30 protein-coding genes are annotated in these 24,370 nt (G+C 69.2%); 27 read left to right on the forward strand and 3 right to left on the reverse strand.

All coding sequences use genetic code 11. The annotated features are described in order from the left end of the window. Positions 1–147: 147 nt before the first annotated feature. From rpsP to ABD708_RS05050, 13 genes are all read left to right on the forward strand, one after another. Positions 148–582, forward strand: coding sequence for a 30S ribosomal protein S16 (gene rpsP / locus ABD708_RS04990; RefSeq protein ID WP_344752201.1), 435 nt, complete (start codon positions 148–150; stop codon positions 580–582). A 15-nt stretch (positions 583–597) separates the two neighbouring features. Continuing rightward, complete coding sequence (locus ABD708_RS04995) at positions 598–834, forward strand: RNA-binding protein (RefSeq protein ID WP_344752202.1); 237 nt, start codon at positions 598–600, stop codon at positions 832–834. After that, positions 834–1,439, forward strand: a complete 606-nt coding sequence (gene rimM / locus ABD708_RS05000) for a ribosome maturation factor RimM (RefSeq protein WP_344752203.1) — start codon at positions 834–836, stop codon at positions 1,437–1,439. Before ABD708_RS04995 ends, rimM begins: the two co-directional genes overlap by 1 nt. Positions 1,440–1,509: 70 nt before the next feature. Then, a complete protein-coding gene (locus ABD708_RS05005; RefSeq protein WP_344752204.1) occupies positions 1,510–2,241 on the forward strand; it encodes a sirohydrochlorin chelatase in 732 nt (243 codons plus the stop codon). Between the two features lie 9 nt (positions 2,242–2,250). Beyond that, positions 2,251–2,937, forward strand: a complete 687-nt coding sequence (trmD, locus tag ABD708_RS05010) for a tRNA (guanosine(37)-N1)-methyltransferase TrmD (RefSeq protein WP_344752205.1) — start codon at positions 2,251–2,253, stop codon at positions 2,935–2,937. A gap of 161 nt (positions 2,938–3,098) precedes the next feature. Then, positions 3,099–3,446, forward strand: a complete 348-nt coding sequence (gene rplS / locus ABD708_RS05015) for a 50S ribosomal protein L19 (protein WP_344752206.1) — start codon at positions 3,099–3,101, stop codon at positions 3,444–3,446. Positions 3,447–3,536: 90 nt separating this feature from the next. Then, positions 3,537–4,298, forward strand: a complete 762-nt coding sequence (gene lepB, locus ABD708_RS05020) for a signal peptidase I (RefSeq protein ID WP_344752207.1) — start codon at positions 3,537–3,539, stop codon at positions 4,296–4,298. Further along, on the forward strand, positions 4,295–4,939 hold the full coding sequence (locus ABD708_RS05025; protein ID WP_344752208.1) for a ribonuclease HII: 645 nt from the start codon (positions 4,295–4,297) through the stop codon (positions 4,937–4,939). The genes lepB and ABD708_RS05025 overlap by 4 nt, the downstream gene beginning before the upstream one ends. Positions 4,940–4,979: 40 nt before the next feature. Continuing rightward, a complete protein-coding gene (locus ABD708_RS05030) occupies positions 4,980–5,303 on the forward strand; it encodes a DUF2469 domain-containing protein (RefSeq protein WP_344752209.1) in 324 nt (107 codons plus the stop codon). Positions 5,304–5,402: 99 nt separating this feature from the next. Beyond that, positions 5,403–5,759: a YraN family protein gene (locus ABD708_RS05035; RefSeq protein WP_344752210.1), complete on the forward strand. Its 357-nt coding sequence runs from the start codon at positions 5,403–5,405 to the stop codon at positions 5,757–5,759. Then, positions 5,759–7,297, forward strand: a complete 1,539-nt coding sequence (locus ABD708_RS05040; RefSeq protein ID WP_344752211.1) for a YifB family Mg chelatase-like AAA ATPase — start codon at positions 5,759–5,761, stop codon at positions 7,295–7,297. The genes ABD708_RS05035 and ABD708_RS05040 overlap by 1 nt, the downstream gene beginning before the upstream one ends. Then, the gene (dprA, locus tag ABD708_RS05045) at positions 7,294–8,547 is read left to right on the forward strand and encodes a DNA-processing protein DprA (RefSeq protein WP_344752212.1); all 1,254 of its coding nucleotides are present in this window, start codon (positions 7,294–7,296) and stop codon (positions 8,545–8,547) included. Before ABD708_RS05040 ends, dprA begins: the two co-directional genes overlap by 4 nt. Before the next feature lie 20 nt (positions 8,548–8,567). Continuing rightward, on the forward strand, positions 8,568–9,482 hold the full coding sequence (locus ABD708_RS05050) for a tyrosine recombinase XerC (RefSeq protein ID WP_344752213.1): 915 nt from the start codon (positions 8,568–8,570) through the stop codon (positions 9,480–9,482). Between the two features lie 12 nt (positions 9,483–9,494). Here ABD708_RS05050 and ABD708_RS05055 read toward each other — a convergent pair whose 3' ends face one another. Continuing rightward, the gene (locus ABD708_RS05055) at positions 9,495–9,998 is read right to left on the reverse strand and encodes a peptidoglycan DD-metalloendopeptidase family protein (RefSeq protein ID WP_344752214.1); all 504 of its coding nucleotides are present in this window, start codon (positions 9,996–9,998) and stop codon (positions 9,495–9,497) included. Positions 9,999–10,119: 121 nt separating this feature from the next. On the opposite strand from ABD708_RS05055, the gene ABD708_RS05060 reads away from it, so the two are divergent. From ABD708_RS05060 to ABD708_RS05105, 10 genes are all read left to right on the forward strand, one after another. Beyond that, positions 10,120–11,589, forward strand: a complete 1,470-nt coding sequence (locus ABD708_RS05060) for a sugar porter family MFS transporter (RefSeq protein ID WP_344752215.1) — start codon at positions 10,120–10,122, stop codon at positions 11,587–11,589. Positions 11,590–11,748: 159 nt separating this feature from the next. Beyond that, on the forward strand, positions 11,749–12,594 hold the full coding sequence (rpsB, locus tag ABD708_RS05065; protein ID WP_344752216.1) for a 30S ribosomal protein S2: 846 nt from the start codon (positions 11,749–11,751) through the stop codon (positions 12,592–12,594). A 55-nt stretch (positions 12,595–12,649) separates the two neighbouring features. Beyond that, on the forward strand, positions 12,650–13,477 hold the full coding sequence (gene tsf / locus ABD708_RS05070) for a translation elongation factor Ts (protein WP_344752217.1): 828 nt from the start codon (positions 12,650–12,652) through the stop codon (positions 13,475–13,477). Positions 13,478–13,616: 139 nt separating this feature from the next. Next, the gene (gene pyrH / locus ABD708_RS05075; RefSeq protein ID WP_344752218.1) at positions 13,617–14,330 is read left to right on the forward strand and encodes a UMP kinase; all 714 of its coding nucleotides are present in this window, start codon (positions 13,617–13,619) and stop codon (positions 14,328–14,330) included. A 76-nt stretch (positions 14,331–14,406) separates the two neighbouring features. Further along, the gene (frr, locus tag ABD708_RS05080; RefSeq protein ID WP_344752219.1) at positions 14,407–14,961 is read left to right on the forward strand and encodes a ribosome recycling factor; all 555 of its coding nucleotides are present in this window, start codon (positions 14,407–14,409) and stop codon (positions 14,959–14,961) included. A 5-nt stretch (positions 14,962–14,966) separates the two neighbouring features. Further along, positions 14,967–15,953 (forward strand): phosphatidate cytidylyltransferase, encoded by a 987-nt coding sequence (locus ABD708_RS05085; protein ID WP_344752220.1) that lies wholly within the window; start codon positions 14,967–14,969, stop codon positions 15,951–15,953. A 22-nt stretch (positions 15,954–15,975) separates the two neighbouring features. After that, the gene (locus ABD708_RS05090) at positions 15,976–16,515 is read left to right on the forward strand and encodes a DivIVA domain-containing protein (RefSeq protein ID WP_344752221.1); all 540 of its coding nucleotides are present in this window, start codon (positions 15,976–15,978) and stop codon (positions 16,513–16,515) included. 115 nt (positions 16,516–16,630) lie between these two features. Next, entirely contained in the window at positions 16,631–17,275 is a 645-nt protein-coding gene (locus tag ABD708_RS05095) for an aggregation-promoting factor C-terminal-like domain-containing protein (RefSeq protein ID WP_344752222.1), read from the forward strand. Positions 17,276–17,296: 21 nt separating this feature from the next. Next, positions 17,297–17,596: a hypothetical protein gene (locus tag ABD708_RS05100; RefSeq protein WP_344752223.1), complete on the forward strand. Its 300-nt coding sequence runs from the start codon at positions 17,297–17,299 to the stop codon at positions 17,594–17,596. Further along, complete coding sequence (locus ABD708_RS05105) at positions 17,593–18,318, forward strand: alpha/beta hydrolase (RefSeq protein WP_344752224.1); 726 nt, start codon at positions 17,593–17,595, stop codon at positions 18,316–18,318. The genes ABD708_RS05100 and ABD708_RS05105 overlap by 4 nt, the downstream gene beginning before the upstream one ends. A 133-nt stretch (positions 18,319–18,451) precedes the next feature. On the opposite strand, the gene ABD708_RS05110 is transcribed toward ABD708_RS05105, so the two are convergent. Next, positions 18,452–19,492 carry an AI-2E family transporter gene (locus tag ABD708_RS05110; RefSeq protein WP_344752225.1) on the reverse strand — a complete coding sequence of 347 codons (1,041 nt, stop codon included), beginning with the start codon at positions 19,490–19,492 and terminating at the stop codon, positions 18,452–18,454. Positions 19,493–19,515: 23 nt separating this feature from the next. After that, a complete protein-coding gene (locus ABD708_RS05115) occupies positions 19,516–20,865 on the reverse strand; it encodes a DivIVA domain-containing protein (protein ID WP_344752226.1) in 1,350 nt (449 codons plus the stop codon). A 205-nt stretch (positions 20,866–21,070) separates the two neighbouring features. Here ABD708_RS05115 and ABD708_RS05120 point away from each other — a divergent pair, with 205 nt between their 5' ends. The 4 genes from ABD708_RS05120 to ABD708_RS05135 are packed head-to-tail and all read left to right on the forward strand — an operon-like array spanning position 21,071 to position 24,363. Next, positions 21,071–23,008, forward strand: coding sequence for a DUF8094 domain-containing protein (locus ABD708_RS05120; RefSeq protein ID WP_344752227.1), 1,938 nt, complete (start codon positions 21,071–21,073; stop codon positions 23,006–23,008). Beyond that, on the forward strand, positions 23,008–23,958 hold the full coding sequence (locus tag ABD708_RS05125) for a tetratricopeptide repeat protein (protein ID WP_344752228.1): 951 nt from the start codon (positions 23,008–23,010) through the stop codon (positions 23,956–23,958). The genes ABD708_RS05120 and ABD708_RS05125 overlap by 1 nt, the downstream gene beginning before the upstream one ends. Positions 23,959–23,966: 8 nt before the next feature. After that, the gene (locus ABD708_RS05130; protein WP_344753397.1) at positions 23,967–24,185 is read left to right on the forward strand and encodes a hypothetical protein; all 219 of its coding nucleotides are present in this window, start codon (positions 23,967–23,969) and stop codon (positions 24,183–24,185) included. Further along, a complete protein-coding gene (locus tag ABD708_RS05135; RefSeq protein WP_344753338.1) occupies positions 24,157–24,363 on the forward strand; it encodes a GNAT family N-acetyltransferase in 207 nt (68 codons plus the stop codon). Before ABD708_RS05130 ends, ABD708_RS05135 begins: the two co-directional genes overlap by 29 nt. The last annotated feature ends 7 nt before the right edge of the window (positions 24,364–24,370 follow it).

The raw sequence follows: 24,370 nt of genomic DNA on the forward strand, positions 1-24,370 counted from the left end.
ATCATCTGGCAGAATGGAATGTCGGTTTCGTGCGTTCCGACCCTCTATCCGAACGCGTGAAGCCTCCATCAGACCTCCTGCGCGGGTGTGCACCCCACAGCCCGCGCAGTCAGTTCGCTTTCACACTCTGAATCCAACAGGAGAACTGTGGCTGTCAAGATCCGCCTCAAGCGCCTCGGCAAGATCCGTGCCCCCTACTACCGTGTCGTCGTCGCCGACTCGCGCACCAAGCGCGACGGTCGCGTGATCGAGGAGATCGGCAAGTACCACCCCACCGAGCACCCCTCGGTCATCGAGATCGACTCCGACCGTGCGCAGTACTGGCTCGGCGTCGGCGCACAGCCGTCCGAGCAGGTCGCCGCGCTGCTGAAGCTCACCGGCGACTGGGCGAAGTTCAAGGGCGAGAAGGACACCGAGTCCAAGGTCCAGGTGGCCGAGGCCAAGGCCGCCTTCGTCGCCGACGAGAAGAAGAAGCCGGTCCTCAAGCCGAAGACCGAGACCCCGGCCAAGGCCGAGGAGCCCGCCGCAGAGGCAGAGGCACCCGCCGAGGAGACCGAGGCTCCCGCCGAGGCCGCTGAGTAAGCAGGTTCACACACGATGCTCGATTCCGCTGTCACCCACCTCGTCAAGGGGATCGTCGAACACCCCGACGACGTTGAGGTCGCGCAGAAGAGCTCACCGCGTGGCGAGGTCCTCGAGGTTCGCGTGAACCCCGAGGACCTCGGCCGCGTCATCGGCCGCAGCGGTCATACCGTCAGCAGCCTGCGCACCGTCGTGAACGCCCTCGCACAGGGCGAGCGGGTCCGCGTCGACATCGTCGACACCGACCGCTGATGGTGGCCGCCCCCAAGAACTCCGGAACGCAGCTGCGCGTCGGGCGCCTCACCAAGGCCCACGGCCTCAAGGGCGCGATCAAGCTCGAGCTGTACACCGATGACCCCGAGCGGCGCTTCGTGCCGGGCGCCGTGTTCTCGCTCCAGGTCCCGACCACATCGAAGTGGCACGGCAAGACCCTCGAACTGCGCGAGCTGCGCTGGTACAACGGCCACCCCGTCGGCTTCTTTGTCGGCGTCGACGACCGCACAGAGGCCGAGACGCTCATCAAGGCCATCCTCTGGGTCGACGCCGACACCGACGAGGCTCCTGAGGACGACGCGTGGTACGACCACCAGCTCGTCGGCCTCACCGCGTTGCGCGACGGCGTGCCTGTCGGAAAGGTCGCCCGCGTCGATCATCTGCCCGCACAGGACCTGCTCGCGATCGAGACGGATGCCGGCGAGGTGCTCGTCCCGTTCGTGGCCGCTATCGTCCCGGCCGTCGACATCGAGACGGGAACGCTGACGGTGACCCCGCCCGCCGGGCTCTTCGAGGAGCTCCCTGAGGAGGACGGCGAGCAGCCGCTCGCATCCGCTGAGGAGCCTGCCGACACCGAGGGCTGAGAGCCGCCTTTCACCGCTCGGAAACATCCGAGTGCACCTGCCCGAAACACGCCTCTCATACGTTCGAGCCATGACGGTGCCGGCCCTGCTCGCGGTCGTCGAGGGCTCGAGCGATGTGACCGACGACGGCACGTTGGAGCTGCTCCTCACCGCCGTGCGCCGTGCGGCACCCGAGGTGCGCGTGGTGCCCGCGCTGATCGATGTGCACCAGCCCGAGCTCGGGGGCGTGCTGTCGACCGAGTTCGACGACGACGAGCCCGTCGTCGCCGTGCCGCTGATGCTGGCGCCGGGCAGCCATCTGCACGGCGACCTGGAGCGCGAGCTCGGCGCCGAGCCGCCGCGGCCCGCGACTCTCGCCCCGGCGCTCGGCGGTGACGACGCCATCGTCGAGCTCCTCGCCTACCGCCTGCTGCACAGCGGTCTGGGCCCTGACGACGTGATCGTCATGGCCGCCGTGGGTTCCAGCGATCACCACGTGGTGCGCGAGAGCGTCGATGTGGGCCGCAGGCTCGCCCACCTGCTCGAGCGCTATGTCACCGTCGGATTCCTCACCGCGGCGGTTCCGCGCCTGTCGGGAGCGGTCGACACGATGCGCCGGCTGCACCCCGGCAGCCGGGTCGCGGTCTCGACCTTCCTGCTCTCGCCGGGGGGCTTCGCCGACGCGATCGCCGAGGTGGGCGGCGATGTCATCGCCGGCCCCCTCATGATGCCGGGAAGACGTCCACCGCAGGCTCTCGTCGACCTGGTGCTCGCGAGGTACCGCGCGGGCGCCATGCAGCTGGCCCAGGTCGGGCATCCGTAAAATCGCTGCATGCGCATCGACATCGTCACGATCTTCCCGACGTTCTTCGATGCGCTCGACATCTCGTTGCTCGGCAAGGCGAAGTCGACCGGTCTGATCGACCTCGGGGTGCACGATCTGCGCGACTACACGCACGACCGCCACCGCACCGTCGACGACACGCCGTACGGCGGGGGAGCCGGCATGGTGATGAAGCCCGAGCCGTGGGGCGAGGCGCTCGACGAGCTCGTGGCCGACGGCTCGGACCCGCTCGTCATCTTCCCCTCGCCCGCCGGCGAGGTGTTCACTCAGGCCACCGCGCGAGCACTGGCCGACGAGCAGCATCTCGTGTTCGGCTGCGGCCGCTACGAGGGCATCGACCAGCGCGTCTTCGACGAGGCCGCCGACCGCGCCCGGGTCAAGCTCGTCAGCATGGGCGACTACGTGCTGAACGGCGGCGAGGTCGCCGTGATGGCGATGATCGAGGCGATCGGGCGGCTGATCCCCGGTGTGGTCGGGAACCCGGAGTCGCTCGTCGAGGAGAGTCACGAGAACGGCCTGCTCGAGTACCCGAGCTACACCAAGCCGGCCGAGTGGCGGGGGCGTGCGGTGCCGCCGGTGCTGCTCTCCGGCAACCATGGTGCGATCGCGGCGTGGCGGCGCGAGCAGCAGCTCGAGCGCACGCGCCGGGTGCGCCCTGACCTGCTCGCGGACTGATTTGGCCGCACTGCCCGCCTCTGGCAGAATGGATGTTTGTGCCGCACGCGGCCCTGCCACAGGGGAGCGCACTCTGTTGTCGAAAAGACACCGGCGGCACCTTTCTTTTCTTCACCACGACACGCGGTCGACCTGTGGCGGCCGCAGAGAGCGACAGTCTCATGCACATCCTCGACCAGGTGGATGCCGCCAGCCTCAAGTCCGACATCCCCGACTTCCGCCCCGGCGACACCGTCAAGGTGCACGTGAACATCGTCGAAGGCAACCGCTCGCGTGTCCAGGTCTTCCAGGGCGTCGTCATCGGCCGCTCCGGCCACGGCGTGCGCGAGACCTTCACGGTCCGCAAGGTGAGCTTCCAGGTCGGCGTCGAGCGCACCTTCCCGGTGCACTCGCCGATCATCGACAAGATCGAGGTCGTCACCCGCGGTGACGTCCGCCGTGCGAAGCTCTACTACCTGCGCGAGCTGCGCGGCAAGAAGGCCAAGATCAAGGAAAAGCGCGACGCGTAGGCGCCGCTTCTGCCTCAGCGTGAACAGAGCCCCCGAGCCCCTAAACTGGCCCGGGGGCTCTGCTCGTTGAAGCCCCAAGACAAGGGCGAGATGACAGACAGCACGACGGACCAGCCGGCGACCAGGGGGCGGCAGGGTTCCGGGAACCGGAGCAAAGGCCGCGCCGTCTGGCTCTTCATCCGCGACATCGTCGTCATCTTCATCGTCGCGCTCCTCGTCTCGTTCCTCATCAAGACCTTCCTGATCCGCTCGTTCTACATTCCGTCGGCGTCGATGGAGGACACGCTGATGGTCAACGACCGCATCATCGTGAACGAGCTCGAGCCGAAGCTGCTGCCCGTGCACCGCGGCGACATCGTGGTCTTCACCGACCCGGGTGGCTGGCTGGGCCCCGGCGAGAACATCCAGGCGCCGGAGCCGAGCAATCCCATCGCGCGCGGGCTCAGCGACTTCTTCACCTTCATCGGGCTCGGCACCGCCGACAGCGACAACCATCTCGTGAAGCGCGTCATCGGGGTCCCGGGCGACCACGTGGTCTGCTGCAACACTCTCAACCAGATCACGGTGAACGGCACGCCCATCAAGGAGCCGTACACGACCGTGCAGCCGGGCGATCAGGCGGCGGGTGCGCCGTTCGACGTCACCGTGCCGCCCGGGAAGCTCTGGGTGCTCGGTGACAACCGGCACGACTCCGCCGACTCGAGCGCGCACCAGAACCTGCCCAGCAAGGGCTTCGTCCCCGAGAAGGACGTCGTCGGGCGCGCCTTCGTGATCAGCTGGCCGGTCTCGCGCTGGTCGTGGCTCTCGAACTACCCCGACGTGTTCCGCGGCGTCGACAAGGACGACCGGTGACGCCTGTCGCCTCAGCCGCGCCCACGCTCGAGTTTGAGCGCGAGCTGCTCGCCGCGGGATCGCGGTTCGTGATCGGCGTCGACGAGGTCGGCCGCGGTGCGCTCGCGGGCCCCGTTGCCGTCGGCATGGTCGTCGTCGACGCCGCCATGCCGCCGCACCCCGAGCGGCTGCGCGACTCGAAGCTGCTCGCCGAGCCGGTGCGTGAGGAGCTCGCGCCCTTGTGCGCTGCCTGGGGGCTGTACACCGCCGTCGGCGAGGCGACGCCCGCCGAGATCGACGAGCACGGCATCATCGCCGCTCTCGGACTCGCCGGATGGCGTGCGCTCGAGGCGCTGCACGCCGCGGGGGTGGCGGTCGACGAGGCATCCGTTCTCCTCGACGGTAATCACGACTATCTGAACCCGGTGCTCGAGACGCGCATGCCGGTCACGACCCGCATCAAGGCAGACATGAGCTGTGCATCGGTGGCCGCCGCCTCGGTGATCGCCAAGGTGCACCGCGACCGGCTCATGATCGGGCTGCACGACACCTTCCCGGCGTACGAGTGGGTGTCGAACAAGGGGTATGCCGCGCCCGCGCATCTGGCGGCGATCGCCGAGTTCGGGCCGTGCGATCACCACCGCCGCACCTGGCTGCACTGAGCCCTCTTCCCGGGGCGCGCGGCCATAGACTGAGTCCACGATGGACGAGGACGAATTCGACGACTACGACCGCGAGGTCGAGCTTGCTCTGTACCGCGAGTATCGCGATGTCGTGAGTCAGTTCAAGTACGTGATCGAGACCGAGCGCCGGTTCTACCTGGCGAACGAGGTCGAGTTCGTGCGCCGTGACACCGAGCACGACTTCTATTTCGAGCTCACGATGCACGACGTGTGGGTCTGGGACGTGTACCGCGCCGACCGCTTCGTGAAGTCGGTGCGTGTGCTGACCTTCAAGGACGTCAACATCGAGGAGCTGTCCTCGAAGGAGTTCGAGCTTCCGAAGGAGCTCGCGCTCGACGAGTAGCGCGGCACTCTGCGTCCACAGGCGCGTTTGGCGCCGAAGAGTGCCAGTCTCGCCCTGATCGTTGCATAGAGCAACGGATGCCTCGGCCACGCTCGTGGCATGGCAGAGAAAGACGTGCTCGGCAGAAGCGGCGAGCAACTCGCCGCGCGGTTCCTCGAGGCGGGCGGCTACCTGATCGTCGACCGGAACTGGCGCGGTACCCGCGGCGAGCTCGACATCATCGCGGAACGCGACGATACGACGGTATTCGTCGAGGTCAAGACCCGCTCCGCGCTCACCTTCGGGCATCCGTTCGAGGCGATCACACCGCGGAAGCTGCGTGCGCTGAGGCGGCTCGCGGGGGAGTGGTGCGCTCACGCCGAGCGCGTGCGCGGCCGGGTGCGCCTCGACGTGATCGCGGTGATCGGCGGGCTCGACGGGCCGGCGCGCATCGAACATCTGCGCGGGGTGGGCTGATGGGCGTCGCGCGCACTCTCTCCGTCGCGCTGCAGGGGCTGCGGGGTTCGCTGGTCGACGTGGAGGTCTCGATCGCCGCCGGCCTGCCGATGTTCAAGCTCATCGGTTTGCCCGACACCTCGCTGGCCGAGGCGGCGCACCGCGTACTCGCCGCCGCATCGAACTCGGGGTGCTCGCTGGCACAGAGCCGGGTGACCGCGAACCTCTCGCCCGCGACGCTTCCCAAGCACGGCTCGGTGTTCGACCTCGGCATCGCGCTCGCGGCGATGGCCGCGTCGGGCACAGTATCGGCGCGCTCCATCGCCGCGACGGTTCATCTCGGCGAGCTCGGGCTCGACGGGCGCGTGCGGCCCGTGCTGGGCATACTCCCGGCGGTGCATGCGGCGGTTGCGGCCGGCGCGCGGCGGGTGATGGTGCCGATCGGCAACGTCGCGGAGGCGCGGCTCGTTCCCGGCGTCGAGGTGGTCCCCGTCTCCTCGCTGCGCGAGGCCGCGATCCGGCATGGCGGCGACTTCGCCCCGGTGGCCGTCGAACCGGTCCTCTCGGCGGCGCCGGCCGTGCGCGCGGTCGATGACCTCGACCTGGCCGACGTGATCGGGAACACCGAGGCCGTGCACGCGCTGGTCGTCGCGGCCGCGGGCGGACACCACCTGTATTTCCTCGGGCCGCCCGGGGCGGGCAAGACGATGCTCGCCGAGCGGCTGCCCGGGCTGCTGCCCGACCTCGACGAGCATGCCGCGCTCGAGGCGACATCGATCCGCTCGCTCACCGAGCTCGGGTCCGTGAGCGAACTCGTCAGGCGCCCGCCCTACGAGTCGCCTCATCACACGGCATCGGCAGCGGCGCTCGTGGGCGGCGGCAGTGCACGCATCCGGCCGGGGGCCGCGGTGCGGGCGACGCACGGTGTGCTCTTCCTCGACGAGGCGCCCGAGTTCCAGCCGAAGGCGCTCGACGCGCTGCGGCAGCCCCTGGAATCCGGTGTCGTGACGATCAGCAGGGCGAATCAGCAGGCGGATTTCCCCGCGGAGTTCCAGCTGGTGCTGGCGGCGAACCCCTGCCCGTGCGGGCTGTACGGCCTGGGTGCGTCAGCTGATTGCACCTGCGGGCCCGGCCGGCGGCGCGCGTATCTGAATCGCCTCTCCGGGCCGCTCATGGACCGGATCGACCTCCAGCTGACTGTCAAGCGGCTGGCTCCGGCGCAACTGCTCGCGGCGGGCGAGGCGTCGCGCCGTACGACCGAGCAGGCACGCCGGCTCGTCGTGGAGGCGCGCGGCGCCGCGAAGGAGAGATTCGCCGGGCTGCCGTGGGTGCTCAACGGGCGCGTTCCGAGCACGTGGCTCACGGACGGGCCCGGCCGGCTGCCGAAGGCCATCACGACATCGCTCGAGCGGCACTATCAGTCGCACGCGATGACCATGCGGGGGTACGTGCGCGTGCTGCGTGTCGCCTGGACGCTGGCGGATCTCGACGGAGCGACGTCGCCGAAGGCGGAGCACGTCGGCGCGGCGCTGGCGTTGCGAGAAGGGAGTTTCGCATGAGCCGGATCACCGGAATGTCCGCACGTGAGCGCGCCGAACTCTGGGAGAGGCTGAGGCCGGGCCGGCCGGGTGACGACGCCGAGCTCACGGGGCGGGTGATCTGGAGCATCCTCGCGGAGCCCGGGGACGGCGTCGTCGGGCGGCTCGTCGGCGATCTCGGAGCGGCGACGGCACTCGAGCTGCTGTACCGTCCCGGGCCGTTCGCCTCGCCGACCGAGCTGCGCAGCGCGGCGACGGCGGCGCAGCACGCTGTGCACGCGGCCTACCGGGAACGCGGGATCGAGCCGATCGCCGGCGTGCGCGCCGGCTTTCTGCGCTGGCAGCCGCGGATGGACCAGAAGCTCATCGACTCGGTGCTCGCGATGGCGGCGGCCTCTGGCGCCGAGCTGCTCGTACCGGGTGACCCGCAATGGTCTCGAGGTCTTGACGATCTCGGCGATCACGCCCCGCTCGTGCTCTGGGCCCTCGGGGACGTCCAGTTGCTGGGGGACTTCGAGTCGTCCGTCGCGATGGTGGGCACGCGTGCCGCGACGGCGTACGGCAACCATGTGGCGACCGAGCTCGCCGCCGGGCTGGCCGGGCGCGACTGGACGGTGGTCTCCGGCGGCGCCTATGGCGTGGACGCGAGTTCGCATCGGGCGGCGCTCGCGGCCAAGGGCCGCACGATCGCGATCATGGCCGGTGGCCTCAACAGCTTCTACCCGATCGGCAACAGCGAGCTGATCGCGCGCGTCGCGCGCGATGGGCTGGTCCTGGCCGAGGTCCCGTTCGGCACCCCGCCCACGCCATTCCGATTCCTCTCCCGCAACCGCCTGATCGCCGCCGTGGCGAGCGCGGTGGTCGTGGTCGAGGCGGGCTCGCGCTCGGGGTCGATCAACACCGCCAATCACGCGTCCGACCTGGGCAGGCCGATCGGCGCCGTGCCCGGCCCGATCACGAGTCCGTCCTCTGTGGGCTGTCACGAACTCGTCAGGGCGGAGCGCGCCGAACTGGTCGCGAGCGTCGATGATGTCGTGCGGCTCGTCCGCGGGAACGCACCGGAGCCCGAGCCGCTCGCCGACCCCGAGGACCCTCGTTACGGGCGCGTGTTGACCGCCTTGCATGGGCGGGCGGCCCGCTCGATCACCGATGTGGCGCGGAAGAGCGGTATCGGTGAGGCCGAAGTCGCGAGCCTGCTTGGGGTCCTGCTGCTCGACGGCGCTGTCCGCAAGTCCGAGAAGGGCTGGGTGTCGGTGCCGCGGAAGGGGTGAGGGCGAGGCATCCTGGAGACATGCTCCTCTCGGATGCCGCCCTGCGCTTCCTGGAGCACGCGCGCTTCGAGCGCGGCTTGTCCGACGCGACGATCAGGTCGTATCGTGCCGACCTCACCGGGTTGCAGCGGTTCGCGGAATCCGCGGGGGTCGTCGAACTCGCCGAGCTCGATCTCGAGACGCTGCGCGCGTGGCAGTGGCAAGGGTCGGAGTCGAAGCTCTCCGCGGCGACCCTCGCGAGGCGCAGCGCAGCCGCCCGCAGCTTCACAGCATGGGCGGCCCGCACCGGGCTGCTCGCCGCAGACCCGGGCGTGCGGCTCACCTCACCGAAGCTGGGGAAGCATCTGCCGCGTGTCGTCGCGCAGGATCAGATGAACGAACTGCTGGCACGGGCGGCGCAGCGCGCTGAGTCGGGAGAGCCGAGGGAGGTTCGCGACCGGGCCATCCTCGAGTTGCTCTATGCCAGCGGCGTGCGCGTCTCCGAGCTGGTCGGGCTCGACACGGAAGACCTCGATCTCGATCGGCTCACCATGGTCGTCACGGGCAAGGGGGCGAAGCAGCGCACCGTGCCTTTCGGCGTGCCTGCGCTCGGCGCTCTCGTCGACTACCTCCGGTCGGCGCGGCCCGCGCTGCTGGCCAGGGGCGACGGGGGCGCAGGGCAGGCGCTGTTCCTCGGCGGCTCCGGTGCTCGGATGAGCACGCGCGCCGTCTACGGGCTCGTCGCCAAGGCGCTTTCGGCGTTCCCAGGTGGTGGTCCGCAGGGACCCCACACCTTCCGGCACACGGCGGCGACCCACCTGCTCGACGGCGGTGCCGATCTGCGTGCCGTGCAGGAGCTGCTCGGCCATGCCAGCCTCGGCACCACGCAGATCTACACACACGTGTCGATCGAGCGGCTCAAGCAGAGCTACGCCCAGGCCCACCCGCGGGCCTGACGCGCAACGACGTCAGTTCAGCGGCAGCAGGACCGCGGGCGGGATGCCCGCGAAATAGGCAAGCGGCGACACGTACTCGCCGTCGACACGCACCCCCACGTGGATGCACCGCTCGTCGCAATGGCCGCCCCGGGCGGCGACGCCGAACTGCTGCGCCGCGGCTACCGGCGTTCCGACCGCTAACTCGGTCGCGACCGGCTCGAAGCTCACCAGCACGTGCTCGTCGACCCGCAGCGTCACCACCGGGCGGTCGACGACGACGCCGGAGAACTGCACGACCGCCGAGGTCGGCGCGAGCACGGACTGACCGGGCGACGCGGCGACGTCGAGGCCCCGATGCCCCGCGGCGTACGGCCCGGGTGGTGCGACGAAAGGCTCGATGATCGCACCCGGCGGCGAGGTGGGCCAGCGCCAGTGCGGGCCGGCGGCCGTGGCATCCGTTCCCGCCGCACGCGCGGGCGCGAGAACGAGGGCGGCGGCGAGCGCGGCGCCGGCGGCGAGCTTGGCGGTCAACATGGCCGACACCCTCGCAGAACGGAGCGAGGGATCCCCGACACGGACAGCACTTCAGTGCGTAATCCGTTGCGGTCGGCGCCTGTGGAGGGAAAGAGTGTCTCTAGAGAGAGGGGAACACGCGATGTCCATCGGAGAAATCGAGCAGATCGACCCGAAGTTCCGCCGCCGGGTGACCGGCCTCGCAGTCGCCGCCGCTGTCGGCGGCTTCCTATTCGGTTTCGACTCCTCCGTCATCAACGGAGCCGTCGACGCCATCGGCAAGCAGATCGTCGCCCCGGCGGTGTCGGGGCCTGCCGAGGATTTCGTCAAGGGCTTCGTGGTCGCCATCGCGCTGCTCGGCTCGGCGGTCGGCGCATGGATCGCCGGAGCGATCGCCGACCGCTGGGGGCGGCCGCGCGTCATGCTGCTCGGCGCCGTCCTGTTCTTCATCAGCGCGATCGGCGCAGGACTCGCTCAGACGGTCTGGGACCTGGGCTTCTGGCGCGTCGTCGGCGGCCTCGGGATCGGCATCGCCTCGGTGATCGCCCCCGCCTACATCGGCGAGGTCGCGCCGAAGGGTGTGCGCGGCGGACTCGCCTCGCTGCAACAGCTCGCCATCACGATCGGTATCTTCGTGGCGCTGCTGTCCGACTTCATCCTGAACAGTGCGGCCGGCAACGAGGCGACGGCCGCCCTGTGGCTCAACCTCGGCGCATGGCGGTGGATGTTCATCGTCGGCGTCATCCCGGCGATCGTCTACGGCTACCTCGCGCTACGGGTTCCGGAGTCGCCGCGCTACCTGCTGCTCGTCGGCAAGCGCGACGAGGCGGAGAAGGTGTTCTCGACGATCGTGCCCCACGACGAGGTCGACGGCGCCATCGCCGACATCGAGAAGGCCATCGCGGAGGACAGGAAGAACCAGAAGGCGACGCTGCGGGGCCCCTCCTTCGGCCTCCACCCCATCGTCTGGGTCGGCATCATCCTCTCGGTCTTCCAGCAGTTCGTCGGCATCAACGTGGTCTTCTACTACTCGAACTCGCTGTGGACCGCCGTGGGCCTCGGCGACCACGCCTTCCTGCTCAGCGTGATCAGCGGCATCATCAACGTGCTCGTGACGTTCATCGCGATCGCGCTCGTGGACCGCATCGGCCGCCGCGTGCTGCTGCTGATCGGCTCGGTGGGCATGGCGATCCCGCTCGGCCTCGAGGCGGTCGCGTTCAGCTTCGCGACTCTGAACGACGGGCAGCTCAGCCTTCCGACGAGCTGGGCGGTCGTCTCGGTCATCTCGGCGAATGTCTTCATCATCGCGTTCGGCGCCACCTGGGGTCCGCTGGTCTGGGTGCTCCTCGGCGAGATCTTCCCGAGCCGCATCCGCGCTCGGGCGCTGGGTGTGGCCGCGGCCGCGCAGTGGATCGCGAACTTCATCATCTCCGAGACGTTCCCGCCGCTGTCGTCGTGGTCTCTGCCGTGGACGTACACGATCTACGCCGTCTTCGCCGCCCTGTCGTTCTTCTTCGTCCTGTTCCGCGTGCCCGAGACGAAGGGCGTCGCGCTCGAGCAGACCGAGGCGCTGTTCCTCAAGCGGCATCCCGAACTGCGCGAGACAAGCTGATAGACTTTGCGAGCACCCCGCTCGTCGGGGTGACTACGCGTGCCCATCTGCCGGCGACTTCCGGCGGCACAACTCCCTCAGGTCCCGAACGGCGACATCGCCGCGGGCGGGAGCGTGTCGGGCACCAGGACTGTCAACCTCAAGAACAAAGGAACGATCATGGCCGTCGTCACCATGCGCCAGCTGCTCGACAGCGGTGTCCACTTCGGGCACCAGACCCGCCGCTGGAACCCGAAGATGAAGCGCTTCATCCTGACCGAGCGCTCGGGCTCCTACATCATCGACCTTCAGCAGTCGCTCACCTACATCGACAAGGCGTATGACTTCGTGAAGGAGACCGTCGCACACGGCGGCACCATCCTCTTCGTCGGCACCAAGAAGCAGGCCCAGCAGGCCATCGCCGAGCAGGCGACCCGCGTCGGCCAGCCGTACGTCAACCAGCGCTGGCTCGGCGGCCTGCTCACCAACTTCAGTACCGTCTCGAAGCGCCTCGCCCGCATGAAGGAGCTCGAGGAGCTCGACTTCGAGGGCAACACCAGCGGCTTCACCAAGAAGGAGCTGCTGATCAAGAAGCGCGAGCTCGACAAGCTGCACAAGTCGCTCGGCGGCATCCGCAACCTGACGAAGACCCCGAGCGCGATCTGGGTCGTCGACACCAAGAAGGAGCACCTCGCCATCGATGAGGCGAAGAAGCTCGGCATCCCGGTGGTCGGCATCCTCGACACCAACTGCGACCCCGACGAGGTCAACTTCCCGATTCCGGGCAACGACGACGCGATCCGCTCGGTCTCACTGCTCACCCGCATCATCGCGGACGCCGCCGCTGAGGGCCTCATGTCCAAGCACGGCCAGACCGAGGGCGAAGAGGCAGAGCCGCTCGCCGAGTGGGAGCAGGAGCTGCTGAACGCGGGCGAGACGGCAGAGGGCGACGAGGCGACCCCCGCTCAGTCGAGCGCCGAGACCGCCAAGGTCGCGGAGGCCGAGCCGGCCGCCAGCGCCGAGTAAGCACTCGCACTCCGTCACATAGCTCACAACACTCACAACAGGGAGTTCCAGCAGAATGGCAACCATCAGCATCGCCGACATCAAGGCGCTGCGTGAGCAGCTCGGCACCGGCATGGTCGACACCAAGAAGGCGCTCGAGGAGGCCGACGGCGACCTCGAGAAGGCGACCGAGATCCTGCGCCTGAAGGGCGCGAAGGGCAACGCCAAGCGCGCCGACCGCTCGACGAGCGAGGGCCTCGTGGCCGCTCGTGAGAAGGGCAACGAGGCGTGGCTCATCGAGCTCGCGTGCGAGACCGACTTCGTGGCCAAGAACGACAAGTTCATCGCCCTCGCCGACGGCGTGCTCGAGGCCGTCGTGCAGGCCGACGCGAAGACGCTGGAAGAGGCGCTCGCCGCCCCCGCCGCGACCAAGACCGTCGCCGACGTGATCGAGGACCAGGCCGCCGTCATCGGCGAGAAGATCGTGCTGCGCCGCGTGGCATACCTGTCGGGTGACGCGTTCGCGATCTACCTGCACAAGACCTCGAAGGACCTGCCCCCGCAGGTCGGCGTCGTCGTCGCCTACACGGGCTCCGACGAGGAGACCGCGCGCAGCATCGCCCAGCACATCTCCTTCGCGAACCCCGATTACCTGACGCGCGACGATGTTCCGGCCGACAAGGTCGAGAACGAGCGCCGCATCGTCGAGGAGATCTCCCGCCAGGAGGGCAAGCCCGAGGCGATCCTCCCGAAGATCGTCGAGGGCCGTCTTGGCGCCTACTACAAGCAGGTCGCCCTGCTCGAGCAGGACTACGCGAAGGACAACTCGCAGACGGTGGGCAAGGTCGCGCAGAGCGCGGGCCTCGCCATCACCGGCTTCGCGCGCTTCAAGGTCGGCGCGTAGCACACCATGCAGGGGTCCGGATGCCTGAGGCATCCGGACCCCTTTTTCGCGCCTCCGCGCACGGGTGCCCGGCACCCGATACCCTCGACGACAGAGCAGAACACGCAGCTCACTGCACCAGGAAGGACGTAACCACACGATGGCCGACGACACGAAGCGCAGAGTCCTCCTGAAGCTCTCCGGTGAGGCGTTCGGCGGCGGCTCGCTCGGGGTCAACCCCGACGTGATCGCCGCGCTCGCCCGTGAGATCGCGGACGCGGCGCGCACCGTCGAGGTCGCGGTCGTCGTCGGCGGAGGCAACTTCTTCCGCGGCGCTGAGCTCAGCCAGCGCGGCATGGACCGCGGCCGTGCCGACTACATGGGCATGCTCGGCACCGTCATGAACGCGCTCGCCCTGCAGGACTTCCTCGAGCAGGCCGGCGCGGAAACCCGCGTGCAGTCGGCGATCGCGATGACGCAGGTCGCTGAGCCGTACATCCCTCGCCGCGCGGAGCGGCATCTCGAGAAGGGCCGCATCGTCATCTTCGGGGCGGGCGCGGGCCTGCCGTACTTCTCGACGGACACCGTCGCCGCCCAGCGCGCCCTCGAGATCGGTGCGGACGCCGTGCTCGTGGCGAAGAACGGCGTGGACGGTGTCTACACGGCCGACCCCAAGCACGACCCCACTGCGACGAAGATCGACCGCCTCACCTACCAGGACGCGCTGCAGCGCGGGCTCAAGGTCGTCGACTCGACCGCGTTCAGCCTCTGCATGGACAATCGGATGCCGATGCAGGTGTTCGGCATGCAGCCCGACGGCAACGTGAAGGCCGCCATCCTGGGCGAGCCGATCGGCACGCTCGTCACGCACTAGCACGTACGCCGTCGGTCCGCCGTCGGCGCCGTTCTCGCCGATAGAATCGACGGGACAGTTCTACAAAGGAGCCACCGTGATCGCTGATGTCCTGTCCGACGCGACGGAACGCATGGGCAAGTCCGTCGAAGCCGCGAAGGAGGACTTCTCCGAGGTGCGCACCGGCCGTGCGAACCCGGCGCTGTTCGCCCGCGTCCTGGTGGACTACTACGGCAGCCCGACCCCGCTGCAGCAGCTCGCCTCGCTGCAGGTGCCCGAGGCGCGCGTGATCCTGATCCAGCCCTTCGACAAGAGCGCGCTGAAGGACATCGAGAAGGCGATCGTCGCACGCGCAGACCTCGGTGTCACGCCGAACAACGACGGCAACATCATCCGCATCACGATGCCGGAGCTCACCGAGGAGCGCCGCAAGGACTATGTGAAGGTGGTGCGCGCGAAGGCGGAGGAGGCACGGGTCTCGATCCGCAACATCCGCCGCCGCGCCAAGGACGACCTCGACGCCCTCAAGAACGAGGTCGGCGAGGACGAGATCGCCCGCGGTGAGAAGGAGCTCGACGGTCTGACGAAGAAGCACGTCGACCAGATCGACGAGGCCCTCGCCCGCAAGGAAGCCGAACTCCTCGAGGTCTGACACCCATGGCGCAGCGGCCGCAAGGCCCCGACTTCAAGGCGCAAGCCCAGGCCGCCCGCGCCGATCTCGAGCGGCAGCTCAAAGAGTCGCGCGCGCAGTTCGACAATGCTCGTGCCCAGTTCGACGAGGTGAACGAGCGCATCCGCGCCCGTACCGGCCGCAACCTGATCCTGGCGATCGCGATCGGCGTCGGCGCCGGCGCTTTGGTGCTCGCGAGCGTGATCTTCCTCACCGAGCTGTTCATGGTCTTCGCGGCTGCGGCGATCGCGCTCGGCGTCGTCGAGCTCGGTACGGCGCTGCGCGCCAGCGGTCGCGACATCCCCCGTACGGCGAGCGTCATCGCGGCGCTCGCGGTGGTACCGGCGTCGTACTACCTCGATTCGGAGTGGCGCTGGGTGGTCACGATGGCCGGCATGGCCTTCGTCGTGCTCTGGCGGCTGATCGAAGAGGCCTGGCCCTCGCGCCGGAGAGGCGCTCAGGCGCTGCTGCGCGACGTCACGGCATCCATTCTCGTTCTGGCATATGTCGGCCTGCTCGCGAGCTTTGCGGTGCTTCTCGTCTCGCCTCAGGCGTCGCCGAACGGCAAGTGGTGGCTGATCGCCGCCGTGGTCGTCGTCGTCGCGACCGACACCGGCGCATACGCTGCCGGCCTCAATTTCGGGCGCCACAAGATGGTGCCGACGATCAGCCCGAGCAAGACCTGGGAGGGCTTCGCGGGGGCGGCAGCGGCGGCCATCGTCGCCGGCATTCTGCTGTCCTGGCTCATGCTCCACGTGCCGTGGTGGTTCGGCTTCGTGCTCGGCCCCGTGCTGCTGGTGACGGCGACGGTCGGTGATCTCGCCGAGTCGCTCATCAAGCGCGACATCGGCATCAAGGACATGAGCGGCTGGCTGCCCGGCCACGGGGGAGTGCTCGACCGCCTCGACTCGATCCTGCCGTCGATGGCGGCGACCTATGCTCTGTACCTGATCTTCTATCCGCTGTTCTCCTGAAGCGCCCGAACCGAGGAGCTCCATGTCGAATTTCCCCACCGTCGCCCGCGGCAAGCGCGGCTATGACCCTGAGCAGGTCGATGCGTTCCTCGAGAAGGCGCGTGACGTGTTCGACGGGCGTGCTCGCGGGCTCGGCGCCGTCGACATCCGCCGGACGGCCTTCGACCTGACGAAGACCGGATACGAGCCGGACGCGGTGGATGCGGCGCTCGAGCGCCTCGAGGATGTCTTCGCCGAGCGCGAGCGGCAGCGCGCTCGGAGTGAACTCGGAGAAAAGGAGTGGTTCGGCAGGGCGCGCGAGCTCGCGCAGGTGATCGTCAACCGCTTGGACCGCCCGGACAAGCAGCGCTTCACGCGCACCGGGCCGTTCACCCTGGGCTACAGCACGCTCGAGGTCGACCGCTTTTCTGCTCGTCTGATCAGGTATTTCTCCGAAGGCCTCGCCGTCACGGTCGATGAGGTCCGCACGGTCACGTTCCGGCCGCAGCGCGGCGGCTACGCCGAGGCCCAGGTCGACCTGCTGCTCGACTCCGTCGTCGACGTGATGCTGGCGGTTCGGTGATCTCCGGCCGGTCGGGTTTGGCATCCGCACAGCCCGCCGTTATGGTTCTGTGATCGTGGGCAGACGCGTAGCACGCAGGGAGGTCACCCGGGCCTCCAGTCGCCCCGTCACAACTATGCACAATTCCTTCAAGAAGAAGTCCCGGCCGATCGTGGTCCTGTTCGCCGTCGCGGCGATTGCAGGGTTCTTCATGATCAACCTGGTCAACCCGAACAGCTTCGCCACCGCAGACGCCTCCGTGCGGTTCGCGCACGTGCCCGACCGCTATGCCGGCCAGCAGCCCCAGGCTCTCGACGTAGGCGCCGATTACCAGCCCGTGTCGGTCGAGCGCGAGCAGTACAGCGCGACCATCTCGCCCAAGCCCACACCGAAGCCGACGCCGAAACCGACCCAGACCACGGCCAAGGCCGCAACGGGAGGTGCGGCTGCGGTTGCGGCGCCCACGGCTCCGGCCGCGGCGCCCGGCACCGCCCAGGCGTGGGCGCAGCAGTACCTCGCGTCGCTCGGCATGGGCAACGACCAGTACAGCTGCCTCGTCTCCCTGTGGAACCGCGAGTCCGGCTGGAACGTGCACGCCTCCAACCCGAGCGGCGCCTACGGCATTCCGCAGGCGCTGCCCGGCAGCAAGATGTCGAGCGCCGGCCCCGACTGGCAGAACAGCTACGAGACGCAGATCAAGTGGGGCATGGGTTACATCACCGGCCGTTACACGAACCCGTGCGGCGCCTGGAGCCACTCGCAGTCAACAGGCTGGTACTGAGCGCTGACATAGGCTTGATGGATGCCACGCAGCAATCGTCCCCGGGGTCGCAAGGCCGCCGGGGACGAGCGTGAAGAGCTCGACATCGAGCGCCTGACGCTCGGCTGGCGGCGCACCGAGACGCGCCGCGGCACGAGCTACACCGTGCAGCCGATCTCAGCCGCGAACGCCCGCAAGGGCTACGTCTGCCCCGGCTGCGGACGCGAGATCGCCCCGGGCGTCGAGCACGTGGCTGTCTGGCGCGCGGACGGCGTCCTCGGCGACAAGGCCGACCTCGCCGGACGGCGCCATTGGCACACCCACTGCTGGAGGATCGCATGACCGCCGTCGAGATCAGGGGCCCGATCGAGCTGCCCGCCGAGCGCGAGGACATCGAGTTCACCACCCTCGACCGGCTGCGGCTCGTCGGCGAGCTGGCGACGCCGACGGGCGGGCAGCCGGTGGCCACTCTCATCACGCTGCATCCGCTGCCGACCCAGGGCGGCTTCATGGACTCGCACATCCTGCGCAAGGCGGCCGCTCGCCTGCCCGCGCTCGCCGATCTCGCCGTGCTGCGGTTCAACACGCGGGGCACGTCGTCGCCGCGCGGCACGAGCGACGGGGCCTTCGGCGAGGGCATCACCGAGCGCTTCGACCTTGAGGCGGCGGTCCGGTTCGCACGCGAGCGCGGCCTGCCTCGCCCGTGGATCGTGGGCTGGTCGTTCGGCACCGAGGTGGCGATCAAATACGGCCTCGCGCACGACGAGGTCGAAGGAGCCGTCCTGCTCTCGCCGCCCCTCAAGCGCGCCACACGCGACGAACTCGCCGCATGGCACGGCTCGGGCAAGCGCATGGTCGTCCTCGTGCCCGAGCACGACGACTTCCTGCGGCCGGCCGAGGCCGAGCCGATCTTCCGCGCCGCGGTCCCCGAGGCCGAGTTCATCGCCGTGCCGGGCGGCAAGCACCTCTGGGTCGGCGAGAGTCAGACCCGCACGGTTCTCACCGAGATCGTGCGCGCGACGAATCCTGCGGCGCTGCCCCTGCCCGAGACCTACGAGCTGTAGCAAGCCGCAAGCCGCTCTACGAGCGGGCGACTTGTTCGCCCGCGAACGTGGGGACTGCGAAACCCGACCGCGGTGCGCCGCAGGGGCGGCGGCGCACAAATAGGCGCGGCCGACGAGTTGTAAGGCGTCAGCCTTACAACTCGTTCTGGCGGGGGATCACGACCTGCCGCACGATCAGCAGCACTGAGGCGGCGAACGGGATCGCGATGAGCGCGCCGAGCACCCCGAGCAGAGTGCCGCCGGCGAGGGCCGCCACGACGACCAGGGCACCGGGCACGGCCACCGCGCGGTTCATGATGCGCGGGCTGAGCACGTATGCCTCGACCTGCATGTAGACGAGGTAGTAGATCGCAGCGACCAGCGCGGTCAGGGGCGAGCCGAGCAGGAGGCAGAGCAGGCAGATGATCGCCGAGCCCGTCAGCGTGCCCACCAGGGGCACCAGTGAGAAGAGGAAGGCGATGACGGCGAGCAGCATCGGGTACGGCGCGCGGATGATGCTGAGGAAGATCGACGACAGAATGCCGTTGACGAGCGCGAGCGACACCTGCCCGATCACGTACTTGCCGACGGAGTCGGTGACCTGCTCGGCGATGTCGATGAAGCGCTTCCGCTTGCTCGCGGGGACGAGCGCGTAGGCGCCGCGCTTGATGTTCTTGAGGCTGGCCGCGAAGTAGATCGTGAGGATCAGCACGATCAGCACGCCGAACGCGCCTGAGATGAGGCCCAGGCCGGCCTGCAGCACGCCGCCCGTGATCGTGCCGAGGTTGCTCTGCAGCTGATGCCACACCTGCGTGATGGCGTTATCGACGACACCGGGCTGGAACTGGTTCTGCAGCCACTGGTACCACTGCTGGTAGGTGCCCTGGTTGACGAAGTCGGTGACGGACTGAACCAGCTGGCTGCTCTGCTGCACGATCACCGGAACGACCGCCCAGACCACGCCGACGGCGACGCCGAGGACGACGATGAAGACGATGACGATGGATGCCCAGCGGGGCACCCCGCGCTTGGCGAGGAACTCGATCAAGGGCTCGAGGCCGAGGGCGATGAAGAGCGCGGCGCCGATGTAGGTGATGACCGTCGACAGATTGACGATCGACTGGAGGATCAGCCAGCCGACGCCGACGCCGAGCGTTCCGACGAGTCCCAGCGTGAACGCGTTCTTGATCCTCACGCGTTCAGGTTATCTGCGAGGGTCTACTCCCCGTTGGAGGACGAGACCTCTTCCGCCTGAGCGAGCGCGCCGCGCAGGCTCTCGAAGTAGCCGGCGACCGACTCACGCTCGATCCGGATCTGCGAGAGGCGGTCCTCGGCGTCGTCGACCAGCTTGCGGGTGCGGTTCTCGGCGTCCTCGATGGCCGCCTTGGCGCGGTCCTCGGCGTCGCTGATGATCGTGGCGGCCTCCGCTTCGGCCTCCTTGCGCTTCGTGTGCACCTCGGCACGGACATCCGTCTCGATCGCCTTCGCCTCCTCGCGGGCGTCGCTGGCGCGCTTCAGGGCGTCGGCCAGCTGCAGGTTCGCATCGTCGAGGAAACGCTGCGTCTGGGCGACGGCCTCCTGGTGGCGAGCAAGATGCTCCTTCTCGGCCTCGTCGCGGCGCGACTTGAGCTCGACCTCGAGGTCGATGCGTGCCTGCTCGGCGTCGTGGCGCGCCTGCTCCGCCTCCGCCTGCGCGGCCTGGCGCAGCCGCGCGAGCTCGTTCTCGTGGTCGATGCGCTTCTGCTCGAGGCTCGCGCGGTGCTCGGCGAGCTCGGCCTCGAGCTGCGCGGCCTGCGCGGCTGCGGCCTGCGCGAGATCCTGGCGGTGCGCGATGCGCTCGGCCTCGAGCTGGGCCTCATGCTGGTTGCGTGCGTCTGCGAGCTCGCGCTCGAGTTCCGCGCGGCGCTCGGCGACCTCGGTGTCGAGGCCGGCAGAGGCCTCGCGGCTCGCCTGCGCCTCCTTCGCGGCGACGGCACGCACCTCCGCGGCCTCGCGCTCCGCCTCCGACTTCGCGGCGGCGGCCTCGCGCTTGCTCGTGGCGCGCACCTCCGCCGCCTCGGTGGCGACGGCGCCGCGGATCGCGGCGGCCTCGCGCTGTGCGTCCTGCAGCAGCTGCTCGGCGTCGCGCTTCGCGTCAGCAATGATCGAGTTCGCCTCGATCTGCGCGTCTTGCAGGGCGGAGGCGGCTTGGGCGCGCCCCTCATTGACCACGCGCTCCGCCTGTTCCTTCGCGGCGGCCCGGATCTGCTCGGCTTCGCGGGCGACCTGGGCCCGCAGCTTCTCCGCGTCGATGTCCGCCTGCGCGATCATGCGCGTCGACTGCTCCTCGGCGACGCGCAGCGTGTTCTCGAGCTTCGTGCCGAGGCCCGAGAAGGTGGGGCTGCCGACCTCTTCGATCTCGGCGTTGAGCTCGTCGATGCGGCCGTTCAGCCGCTTGATCTCCTTGCCGGCATCCGATGCCTGCGTGTTGGCTTTGATCAGCTCGCGCCGCAGCTCCTGCAGCGCCTTGTCGACCTCGTCCTTGTCGTAGCCGCGGAAGACCTGGGTGAACTCTGACTCTTCGGACACTGCTGGCTCTCCGGTGATCGAGGTGGTGCGGGGCGGGGGAGCGGCGCAGCATCGCGCCGTACCCCAGAAATGCTACAAGCCTCGGCAGGCGCGCCGGACGCCGCGTTCAGGGTTCGTTCCGGGTCCGCCCAGGCGCATCGAATAGCCTGGGGTGACTTTTGGCCGCCGGTCAATACCCGCCCAGCGGGCCAGGAAGGATCTATTCGTGCGTTTCGTCATTGCCATCGCGGCGTTCCTCATCGCTGCGATCATGATCGGCGTGGGCATCGCCCAGCGTACGATCTGGGCACCAGCCGCGAGCGTGACCGCGACCGCAGACGTCCGTCAGAGCGCGCCCTACATCGTCATCTCCGGCAAGACGCTGAACGCCCGTGAGGGTCAGCAGACCCTCACGGTCTCCGGTGCCGCGTCGCCGTTCGTCGCCTACGGCCGCACGGCCGACGTGATCGCCTGGGTCGGCACGGAGCCGTACACCCGGGTCAGCTACAACGCGCAGACCGACAAGCTCACGTCGACGCTCGTGCGCGACGGCAAGTCGGCGACGGGCGGCAAGACGGATGCCACGTCAACGCCGGCCCCGTCCGCGAAGGCCTCGGCGTCTGCGACCCCCCCGCCGAGCGGCACGCCGACGCCCAGCGCCTCGGCTGCGGCATCCGATCAGTCCGCCTCGCTCGACCCGAAGGCGCCGAACCCGGCAGGCAGTGACCTGTGGCTCGAGCAGTTCACGGGCGCCAAGGCCGCGAAGACGACCATGAACGTGCCCGACGGTGTCAGCGTGATCATCGCGACGGACGGCGCGCACGCGGCGCCTCAGAGCGTCTCGCTGACGTGGCCGATGGACACGCGCACCCCGTGGGCCGGCCCGCTCATCGTGCTCGGGGGCCTGCTGGCCATCGCCGGGATCGTGTTCTACATCCTCGCGCTGCGCCACCTGAGGCGCGGCCGCGGGCCGCGTCGAGGCGGTAGCAACGGCCGGCCGCCGCGCCTGCCCAAGCCGCCGCGCGCACGCCGCATGCGCGAGGTCGGGCCGGCGCCCGTCGAGACGCACGGGCGGCGCTCGCTCGGCCGCGGCCTGATCGCCGTGCCGGTCGTGCTGGCCGGGGCGCTCACGCTCGCCGGCTGCTCCTCCGACTACTGGCCTGCCATCGGCCAGTCGTCCACGCCGGTGGCGACCACGACACCGCTCGCGACGCAGCTGCCCGGCCAGGGCACGGACCACCCGGCACCTGCCGTCACCGAGCCGCAGCTCAAGAACATCGTCGCCCGCATCGCCGCGACCGCGAAGACCGCGGATGCCAACCTGGACGCGAACCTGGCCGCGACGCGCTTCACCGGCGCGGCGCTCACCGAGCGTCAGGTCAACTACAAGATCAGGCACGCCAAGCCGCAGTACGCGGCGCCCGCGGCGATCCCCGAGAACGCGAAGCTGTCGATCGTGCTGCCCCAGGCCACCGACATGTGGCCGCGCGTCGTGAACGTCATCGTCGAGGACACCGCGAACAAGAACGCGGCTCCGCTCGACCTCACGCTGACGCAGGCGAGTCCGCGCGAGAACTACAAGGTCGCTTATTCGGTGACCATGCTCGGCGGCGCGAAGATCCCCGACCTCGCCCCCGCGAACATCGGCGCCATCTCGGTGCCGCCGGAGTCCAAGCTGCTCAAGGTGCAGACGGGCAAACTCGCACAGGACTACGCGAGCGTCCTCGCGCTCGGGAAGAGCAGCGACAGCGTCAAGCTGTTCGACCTCGAGCACGACAGCCTCGCGAAGCAGGTCGGCGCCGACTTCAAGGCGCAGCAGATCAAGGAGCTGACGGACAAGAAGTCGGCGGCGACGCTGGCGTACGCCGACCAGCCCGGAACGGCATCGCCCATCGCCCTCGCGACGAACAACGCCGGCGCGCTGGTCGTGACCAACGTGCTCGAGACGCAGACGATCAAGCCCACCGACCCGGCAGCAGAGATCACCCTCAGCGAGCCGGACGGCCCCACCGCAGCGCTCACCGGGCTCACGAAGACGAGCAAGGGTTTGGAGACCGATTACGGCTACCAGCTACTGTTCTATGTGCCGCCTGCCGAGTCCGACGAGCAGATCCGACTGCTCGGCTTCGCGCAGGCCGTGATCGGTGCGAAGGAGCTGCCATAGTGAGTGACGAGAGGGCCGCGCGGGCCGCAAGCCTGCGTGGTGCGGTCGATCTTTCCGGATTGGTGAACAGGCCGGACCCGGCCGCTGCGGAGACGGCCTCTGGGGAGGCATCCGCTGGCTCCCGTCTTGTCGTCGACGTCGACGACCGCACGTTCACGCAGCTGGTCGAGGTGTCGCGCACCGTGCCCGTCCTCGTCGACCTGTGGGCATCGTGGGCCGAGCAGTCGACGCGCCTGTCGGCGACGCTGATCAAGCTGGCGCGCGAATACGCGGGCCGCTTCGTGCTCGCCCGGGTCGAAGCCGAGCGCAGCCCGCAGCTCGCGCAGGCGTTCCAGGCACAGCAGGTTCCGACGGTCGCCGCAGTGATCGGCGGCCGCCCGATCGGACTGTTCGTCGGCGAGCTGCCCGAGCCCGAGATCAGGGACGCGATCGAGCAGGTGCTCGCGTTCGCCGCGCAGAACGGGGTCACCGGTACGGTTCCAGTGGAGGAGACGGATGCCGAGGCCGACGCTGCCGCGGAACCCGAGCCCGCCCCGCTTCCGCCCCTGCATCAGGAGGCGTACGACGCGATCGAGCGCGGCGACTACCAGGCCGCGATCGACGCCTACACTAAGGCGCTCGCGCAGAACCCCGCAGACCACGACGCGAAGGCGGGCCTCGCGCAGGTCAGCCTGCTGCACCGACTGCAGGGGAAGACGCTGGAGGAGATCCGCGCCGCTGCGGCGGCTGCGCCCGACGACGTCGACGCACAGCTCGATGTCGCCGACGCCGACCTGTCGGGCGGGCATGTCGAGGACGCCTTCGACCGCCTGCTGACGCTGTTCCCGAAGCTGGATGCCGCCGGCAAGAACCGCGTACGCGAGCGCCTCGTGGAGCTCTTCGAAGTCGTCGGTGTCGAGGACGCGCGCGTCATCAAGGCGCGGGGGCGGCTCGCGTCGCTGCTGTACTGAACAGCGCAATGAGCGATCTGCGCGTTCTTGAGCTGCCGTCCTCTCATGGGGGCGCCGCGCTTGCCGCGGGTGTCACGCTGCAGGAGATCAGCAGGGCAGATCGTGAGGCGTTGGCCGAGATGTACCTCGTGGCGTACCCGCCTGAAATTGGCGCTGCGGATCTGGGCGATCCTCACCGTGAATGCATCGATTTGGGATATGGGCTTGCCGGGTCCGTTTGTCATTGACCTTTTTGTGCGGCCCGAGTTGCGCGGACGCGGGGTCGGGCGCGCACTGATCTCGGGCGCGATCGCAGCGTGCGCGTCAACGGGCGACAAGACGCTGTCGCTGCGAGTCGGAGAGGGCACATCCTTGGCCGCCCGCCAGCTCTATGGCCGACTCGGCTTCGTTGACCCGGAGTCATAAACCGGCT

Source organism: Gryllotalpicola koreensis (assembly GCF_039538185.1).
Taxonomy (GTDB): Bacteria; Actinomycetota; Actinomycetes; order Actinomycetales; family Microbacteriaceae; genus Gryllotalpicola; species Gryllotalpicola koreensis.